Annotated in this window: 5 protein-coding genes; 1 reads left to right on the forward strand and 4 read right to left on the reverse strand. The window is 64.9% G+C overall.

The annotated features are described in order from the left end of the window. Positions 1-4,927, forward strand: a 4,927-nt coding sequence (locus VN047_RS10975; protein ID WP_325542589.1) for an autotransporter domain-containing protein, incomplete at its 5' end; no start/stop codon positions are given. An 86-nt stretch (positions 4,928-5,013) separates the two neighbouring features. Here the strand turns inward: VN047_RS10975 and arsH are convergent. The 4 genes from arsH to VN047_RS10995 are packed head-to-tail and all read right to left on the reverse strand — an operon-like array spanning position 5,014 to position 7,624. Continuing rightward, the gene (arsH, locus tag VN047_RS10980; protein ID WP_325542591.1) at positions 5,014-5,772 is read right to left on the reverse strand and encodes an arsenical resistance protein ArsH; all 759 of its coding nucleotides are present in this window, start codon (positions 5,770-5,772) and stop codon (positions 5,014-5,016) included. A 5-nt stretch (positions 5,773-5,777) separates the two neighbouring features. Beyond that, complete coding sequence (gene arsB, locus VN047_RS10985) at positions 5,778-6,842, reverse strand: ACR3 family arsenite efflux transporter (protein WP_325542593.1); 1,065 nt, start codon at positions 6,840-6,842, stop codon at positions 5,778-5,780. Positions 6,843-6,852: 10 nt separating this feature from the next. Continuing rightward, positions 6,853-7,281 carry an arsenate reductase (glutaredoxin) gene (gene arsC / locus VN047_RS10990; protein WP_325542595.1) on the reverse strand — a complete coding sequence of 143 codons (429 nt, stop codon included), beginning with the start codon at positions 7,279-7,281 and terminating at the stop codon, positions 6,853-6,855. 13 nt (positions 7,282-7,294) lie between these two features. Beyond that, a complete protein-coding gene (locus VN047_RS10995; RefSeq protein ID WP_325542596.1) occupies positions 7,295-7,624 on the reverse strand; it encodes a metalloregulator ArsR/SmtB family transcription factor in 330 nt (109 codons plus the stop codon). Between the last annotated feature and the right edge of the window lie 281 nt (positions 7,625-7,905).

The following is a 7,905-nucleotide window of genomic DNA, read 5'->3' on the forward strand; positions in this document are numbered from 1 at the left end:
ACGCGGCGGGGACGGCGGTGGCGGTCTCCTCGCGGCGAGCACCGGGGGCGATGCCGGGGACGGTGTCCTCAGCAATCTCGGGACGATCGGCAATCAGGCCGTGATTGCCGGCGGCGCTGGAGGCAATGGGACGTCGCTGGGCGGCCGGGGCGGTATCGGTGTTGCGGCATGGGGCGGCAGCGTCGACAACAGCGCGGCGGGCACTATCCTCGGCGGCGCGGGCGGGACCCTACGGAATGCGGGCTCCTTCATGCGGGCCGGCGATGGCGGCGCGGCGGTGCTGTTTCTCGACGGGCAGGGGGGTGATCTGACCAATGCGGGCACGATCGAAGGCGGCGCAGCCGGCGCGACCCCTTTCGGGGACAATGTGGTCGGCATCGGCGGCGTCGGCGTTCGCGGCGCTGCGACGGGCAATATCTCCATCGTCAATTCGGGAACGATCACCGGCGGCCTGAACAGCCGAAACGCCGTGCGATCGGCGGCGATCGCGCTGTTCGGCAGTGATAACCGGCTCGAATTGCGCGCCGGCTCGACGATCATCGGCGATGTCGCCGTTTCGGGTGGAGCCAATAATGCGCTGGTCCTTGGCGGGCCGACCGGCACGACTTTCGACGTGTCGTTCATCGGCGCGGCGCAGCAGTATCGCGGGTTCGACCTTTTCGAGAAAACCGGTTCGGGCACCTGGACGCTGACGGGGACCGGCAACCAGAACTGGTCGATCGCCAGCGGGACACTGAACGGCGACACCGACAGCCTCGCCGGAAACGTCACCTTCGCCCGCGGCGCCGGCGCGCGCGGCGTGGTTTTCGATCAGGCGTTCGACGGGACCTATGGCGGCATGATCGCGGGCGACGGCTTGGTGACCAAGATCGGCGCGGGGACGATGACGCTCACCGGCGTCAGCGGCGCGGGTCAGGATTTCACCGGAAATGTTGAGCTCGAGGCTGGCGCGCTGGTGCTGAACGGCGCGTTCGGTGATGCAACCGGCAGGATCGCGAACTTGCGTGTCGGCAATGGCGCCACGCTGGGCGGCAACGGCAGCTTCTTCGGCAATGTCAGCGTCGCCGATGGCGGCGTCGTCGGCCCCGGCAACAGTGCCGGTACACTGACCCTTGCGGGCAATTTCGCGCTCAGCGGCGGATCGATACTGAATTACGAACTCGCCCAGAGCGGCGTCGTCGGCGGCGGGATCAACGATCTGCTCGTCGTTGGCGGTGACCTCACGCTCGACGGCACGCTGAACGTGACCGCGTTGGCCGGCTTCGAAGCCGGCTATTATCGGCTGATCGATTATGCCGGCGGGCTTGCCGACAACGGGCTCGAACTGGGCGCGATGCCGACGGGTCTCACCGGCTCGCTCCAGACCGGCATCGCCGGGCAGGTCAACATCCTGTTCAATGACGGCGCGCAGCGGGTGCAATATTGGGACGGCGGCGACGCGACGGGCAGGTCGGACGCCGTGAATGGTGACGGCGGTACGGGTGTGTGGGGCACGGGCAACACCAACTGGACCGCGGCCAGCGGCTTCGGCGTCAACGATGCTTGGGCCGGGCAGGCCGGCGTGTTCGCGGGCGGTGCGGGCGGCGTGATAACGGTCGACGGCGCGCAAAGCTTCCAGCACCTGCGCTTCGATACCACCGGCTACGCGTTGCAGGGCGGCTCGCTCGCCACGACCGGCGGCTTCTCGCTCGTCGAGGTGAATGCGGCGGCAGCGAGGATCGACTCCGCAATCGCCGGCAGCGCCGGCCTCACCAAGACCGGCGCGGGCACGCTGACCCTGGGCGGCGTAAACGGCTATGCGGGCCTCACCACCGTCAGCGCAGGCAATCTGTCGCTGACCCTCGGCAGCTCAATTGCGGGTGCGGTGCGGAACGATGCCGGCTTCGTCAATGCGGGCATAGTGAGCGGGCTGGTGACCAACGCCGGCACCTTGGCTTCGACCGGCACGCTGAACGGCGGGCTCGTCAACCGCAGCATGGCAAGTCTTTCCGGCCAGCTCAACGGCACGCTCGCCAATGAGAGCGGCACGGTCGCGCTCGCGGGGGCGCTATCCGGCGTCACGCGTCTCGATCAGGCGGCCGGCGCCAGCCTTGATCTCGCCGGGTTCGATCTGACGGTCGGCACGCTCGACGGCGCGGGCAGCATCGCGCTTGGCGGCGGCACGCTGGCGATCGGCGCCACGGGCAGCAGTTCGGCCTTCGACGGCACGATCGCCGGTGGCGGCGCGGTGACGATTGCCGGCGGCAGCTACCAAGGCAGCGGCACGATCGATGCCGCTATGACCATCGCGGACGGCGCGCGGCTGATTGGCGTGCAGGGCAGCACCCTTTTGCTTGGGTCGCTGGTGCTGGAAGCGGGATCGCAGGTCGACGTGACGCTCGGCGCATCGTCGAGCGTCGCGCTGTTCGATGTTGTCGGGAACCTCACGCTTGACGGCACGCTCAACGTCAACGCCAGCCCGGCGTTCGGGGCGGGCGTCTATCGCCTGTTCGATTATGGCGGCACGCTCACGGACAACGGGCTCGAGCTCGGAACGGTGGCCGGCGCATCCAGAGATGGCCTGTCGATCCAGGCTGGTGCGGGCCGGGTCGATCTGGTCGATACGACCGGGGCGGAGCTGACCTTCTGGGACGGCGGCGATGCCGGGCTCCACAATAATGGCGCGGTGGACGGCGGCAATGGAAGCTGGACCACCGGCGGCACGGCCTGGACCACGGCCAGCGGCGGCGTGAACAGCGCGATGACGCCGCAGCCGGCCTTCGCCGTATTCCAGGGCAACGGCGGCACGGTCACGATCGACAATGGTGCTGGCCAGGTTTCGGCAACGGGCATCCAGTTCGCGGTCGACGGCTATACCGTTGGCGGCGGCGATCTGGCGCTGGCCGGCGAGCGCGCGGTGATCCGCGTCGGCGACGGCACCGCGGCGGGCGCAGCGTTCACCGCGAACATCGGCGCGTCGCTGACCGGCTCGGCGACCCTTGTCAAATCGGACCTCGGCACCCTCATCCTCAGCGGAACCAACAGTTACACCGGCGGCACGATCGTCGAGGCGGGCACCTTGGTCGGCGACACCGTCGCGCTGCGCGGCAACATCGCCAACAACGGCACCCTCGTCTTCGACCTGGCGAGCAGCGACACCTACGCGGGAACCGTCACCGGCACGGGGGCGACGATCAAGGCCGGAATGGGTGGTCTGACGCTCACCGGTGCGAACGCGACCGATTGGCAAGTCGGGGCTGGCAGTCTGATCTCGACCGCCACGCTGTTCACCGGCGATGTCGATCTGGCGTTGGGCGCGAGCTTCGTCTTCGACCAGGCAAGCGAGGGGGTTTATTCCGGTGCGATCACGGGCAGTGGCACCGTGGTCGTGCAGGGCGGCGGCGCGATGCGCTTCGACGGCGATGGCTCGGCTTTTCAGGGAATCACCAACGTGGGTCAGAGCCAGATGCTGGCCGTGAACGGCACGCTGGGTGGCATGTTGAGCGTCGCGGCGGGCGGCCGCCTGCAGGGCACTGGCAGGGCCGGGTCGGCCAACATCGCGGGCACGATCGCACCGGGTAACTCAATCGGTCAGCTCGAGCTGGCCGGCAACCTCGCCTTCGCCGCGGGAAGCATCTACGAGGTCGAGGCAGACGCGGCAGGCGCCAGCGACAGGATCGTCGTGGGCGGCACCGTCACGATCGATACCAATGTCGGCGTCGCCGTGCTGGCGGTGGACGGCAACTATGCCGCCAGCACCAGCTATACGATCATGACCGCGGCGGGCGGCGTTACTGGCACCTTCGGCGCCGTGACCTCGAACCTCGCGTTTCTGACTCCCACGCTCAGCTATGCGGCCAATTCGGTAATGCTGAACCTGCGGCGCAATACGGTGGATTTCGGGTCGGTGGCCCAAACCCGCAATCAACGTGCCGTCGCTCCGGCGGTCCAGGCGCTGGATATGGGCAATGACGTGTACGACGCCGTGGTGGCGCTTACTGCACCGGAAGCGCGCGGCGCCTTCGACCAGCTGGCGGGTTCGGATCATGCCAGCGTGCGCGGGCAATTGCTCGAGGACAGTCGCTTCGTGCGAGATGCGATGCTGGCGCGCGGCGAGCTGGCGGGCAGCACCGGCATGGCGCTCTGGGGCCACGCGCTCGGAAGCTGGGGCAGCGTGGACGGGGACGCCAACGCCCTGGGGTATGATCGTGACCTGAAGGGCCTGCTCACCGGGTTCGATGGATCGCTGGGACAGAATATCCGTGTCGGAGCGGCGTTCGGCTACGATTCCACCACGCTCAGGACGACCCGCGCCGAGCATGACATCGACGCTTTCCATGCCGGCGGCTATATTCTCGGCAGCTACGGCATGGCCTCATTCCAGGTCGGCGGTGCCTATGTCTGGAACAATGTCCACGCGTCGCGGCGGGTGACCTTCGGCACCCTCGATCAGGCGCTCTCCAGCGACTATGCCGCGCGCACCTTCCAAGCGTTTGGTGAAGTCGCACTCAAGGGCGAGATTGGCGGCATGATGCTTCAACCCTTCGCGGGGCTGGCGCATGTCACGCTGTTCGATGCCGAGGTCGATGAGCAGGGCGGCAGCGCCGCGCTCCGTGGGGGCAATGGCAACGAGCGGCTGACCTACGGCACGCTGGGATTACGCACGCGGGCAAATCTCGCGAGGGGTGATTTTGCCCTTCGCTTTGCCGGCTCGGCCGCATTGCGCCATGTCTTTGGAGACCGCGTGCCGCTCATTGATCTGGGTTTCTCCACCGGGCAGGCGTTCAGCATTGTCGGCACCGCGATCGACAGAAACAGCGTCTCCGTTGATGTCGGGCTCGAAACCGACCTCGACCGCAATATTGGCTTCAGTATCGGCTACATTGGCAACTACGGTGACCGCACCACCGATCACGGAGGGCGTGCGTCGTTCAGTTGGCGGTTCTGAGGTCAGCCAGGTGGGCGTGGTGGTTCGAAGTATGCTTTCCTCGACTTTTATCAGAAAGCTGACTGACCGCTATCGGCCAGAACCGATCAGCGCGTACCCGGAATTCCAGCAAGTTCGGCTGGTGTGACGACGGGCTCTTTCCGATCCTTGCGTTCCGAATAGCGGTCGACGAGCTGGTCGGCATGGCCGCGCGTCAGCACGGTGAACCGCACGAGCTCTTCCGCGACGTCGACGATGCGGTCGTAGTAGCTCGACGGCAGCATGCGGCCGACCTCGTCGAACTCCTGATAGGCCTTGGCGACGCTCGACTGGTTGGGGATTGTGATCATCCGCATCCAGCGGCCGAGGATGCGCAGCGTGTTGACGCTGTTGAAGGACTGCGAGCCTGCAGAGACCTGCATCACCGCGAGTGTGCGGCCCTGCGTGGGGCGCAGCCCCTTGTAGGCAAGGGGGAGATGGTCGACCTGTGCCTTCATGATGCCTGTGATCTGACCGTGGCGTTCGGGGCTGCACCAGACCTGGCCTTCGGACCAGAGCGAGTGTTGGCGAAGTTCCTCCACGGCAGGATGGTCGTCGTCGGCAATCAGGTCGGGCAGGGGGAGGTCGGACGGGTCGAAGATGCGTGTTTCGCAGCCGAAGAGCTGCAGCAGGCGTGCCGTTTCCTCGACGACAAGCCGCGAATAGGAGCGTTCGCGCAATGATCCGTAGAGCAGCAGGATGCGTGGCGCGGGATCGATCGGGCCGAGGCCGAGCGCCGGCTGCGTGCGGACATACTCTGCGCTCAGGGCGGGGAGGTGGTGGGGATCGGCCAGCGAGCGGAGGCGCTTATAGATCAGTTCTGTCATGATACTCAGGCTTGTGAAGGAACAGTAGTGGGGAACCAGCGGCGTCCGAGACGGAAGGCGACGCCGACAAGCAGGATGAGGACGGGCACTTCGACCAGCGGGCCGATTACGGTCGCAAAGGCTACGGGCGAGGCGAGCCCGAAGGCGGCGATCGCGACCGCTATTGCTAGCTCGAAGTTATTCCCCGCGGCGGTGAAAGCGACCGCGGTCGTACGCGGATAGTCGGCCTCGATGAGTTTTCCTATCCAAAAGCTGATAAGGAACTGGACGACGAAATAAATGGTGAGCGGGATTGCGATCCGGACGACATTGCCGGGAATGGTGACGATCTCGCCGCCCTTGAGGCTGAACATCGCGACGATCGTGAACAGCAGCGCGACGAGCGTGATCGGGCCGATTTTGGGCAGGAAGCTCGTCTCATACCACTCGTCACCCTTTGCCTTCGCGAGGAAGCGACGCGTGAGATATCCTGTGAGGAACGGGATACCGAGATAGATGAGCACCGCTTCGGCGATCGTCCAGAAGCTCACGTCGATGACGCTGCCTTCGAGACCAAACAGCGGCGGGAGGACGGTGAGGAAGAACCAGGCATAGATGCTGAAGAAGAGAATCTGGAAGATCGAGTTGAAGGCGACGAGCGCCGCGACATATTGATTGTCGCCCTTGGCCAGCTGGTTCCACACGATCACCATCGCGATGCAGCGGGCGAGCCCGATCAGGATCAAGCCCGTCATATATTCGGGCTTGTCCGCGAGGAAGATGACCGCGAGCGCGAACATCAGCACCGGCCCGATGATCCAGTTCTGGATCAGCGAGATCGCCAGAACACGCTTGTCCTCGAACACACGTGGCAGTTCGTTATAGCGCACGCGCGCGAGCGGCGGATACATCATCAGGATGAGGCCGATCGCGATCGGGATGTTCGTCATGCCGATCGACATCGCATCGATCGCAGCGGGGATTTCCTTGAACAGCGATCCCAGGAGGACGCCGACCGCCATCGCAAGGAATATCCAGAGCGTCAGATAGCGATCGAGGAATGACAGGCGATCGCGATTTGCGACAGTCATGACGCTGTCCTCAGGCCCGAACGCGATTGCCGTTGGCATCGATGACCTGTTCGCCATCTTCCTTGGCGAAGACACCAAGCTGCTGCTCAGGCAGGATATCGAGCACGGCCTCGGACGGCCGGCAGAGCCTGACCCCGAGCGGCGACACGACGAGGGGGCGGTCGATGAGGACGGGGTGCGTCATCATCGCGTCTATTAGGGCACTATCGGCGAGTTTCTCGTCGCCGAGGCCAAGTTCCGCATAGGGTGTACCTTTTTCGCGGAGTAAGTCGCGGGGCGTGATACCTGCTCGGTCGATCAGCTGTTTGAGCAGAGCACGAGCTGGCGGCGTTTTCAGATATTCGACGACATGCGGCTCGACCCCGGCATTTCGGATCAGAGCGAGCGTGTTGCGCGAGGTGCCGCATTCGGGATTGTGGTAGATGATGATGTCGGTCACGGGGCTGATTCCTTCAGCAGCAGGTGAGTTCGGCGAGCAGCGGCTCGCATAGCTCGGGGCGGCCTTGGCAACAGTCCTTAGCGAGGAAGAGCATCAGCTCCCGGAGCGTGTCGATATCGGCTCGCTGTATCTGCTGCCGGCCGAGCTTCTCTGATTTTACGAGACCGGCTTTGGCCAGCACAGCAAGATGGGTCGAGAAGGTACTTTGGGTGAGGCCCGATGCGTCAACAAGCTCGCCGGTCGACAGTCCTTCGGGCTCATGCCGAATAAGCAAGCGGAAGGCTTCAAGACGCGTCGGATGGGCGAGGGCGGCGAGGGCAGGAAGCGCGGAATTGATGTTCATGCATCGGAATTATCCGATGTGTTAGCGCTCGTCAATTCCTATCGGAAATATCCGATGAATTGGGGCCGACGGTTTGCATATTCGATCTGCTGCCTTGAAAGGCGACAGTCTCCAACCGGCCAGGGTCAAACCCTTTCAGTAAGACGCGCCATCAACAAGACGACGCGGCAAATCGCGCCACAAATCGGGTTCGAACATCCTGAGATTGACTCCCATGCGCTGGTAATTGGGATCAGTTGGCGTCCAGTGTGTCGTACAGCCACAGGCTTGGCAGTGCCACG

The organism is Sphingopyxis sp. (assembly GCF_035565275.1).
Taxonomy (GTDB): Bacteria; Pseudomonadota; Alphaproteobacteria; order Sphingomonadales; family Sphingomonadaceae; genus Sphingopyxis.

Bases quoted from the DNA above. Each gene is read 5' to 3' on its own strand.
- arsH (WP_325542591.1), bottom strand. From the start codon at position 5,772: ATGACAGAACTGATCTATAAGCGCCTCCGCTCGCTGGCCGATCCCCAC.
- arsB (WP_325542593.1), bottom strand. From the start codon at position 6,842: ATGACTGTCGCAAATCGCGATCGCCTGTCATTCCTCGATCGCTATCTG.
- VN047_RS10995 (WP_325542596.1), bottom strand. From the start codon at position 7,624: ATGAACATCAATTCCGCGCTTCCTGCCCTCGCCGCCCTCGCCCATCCG.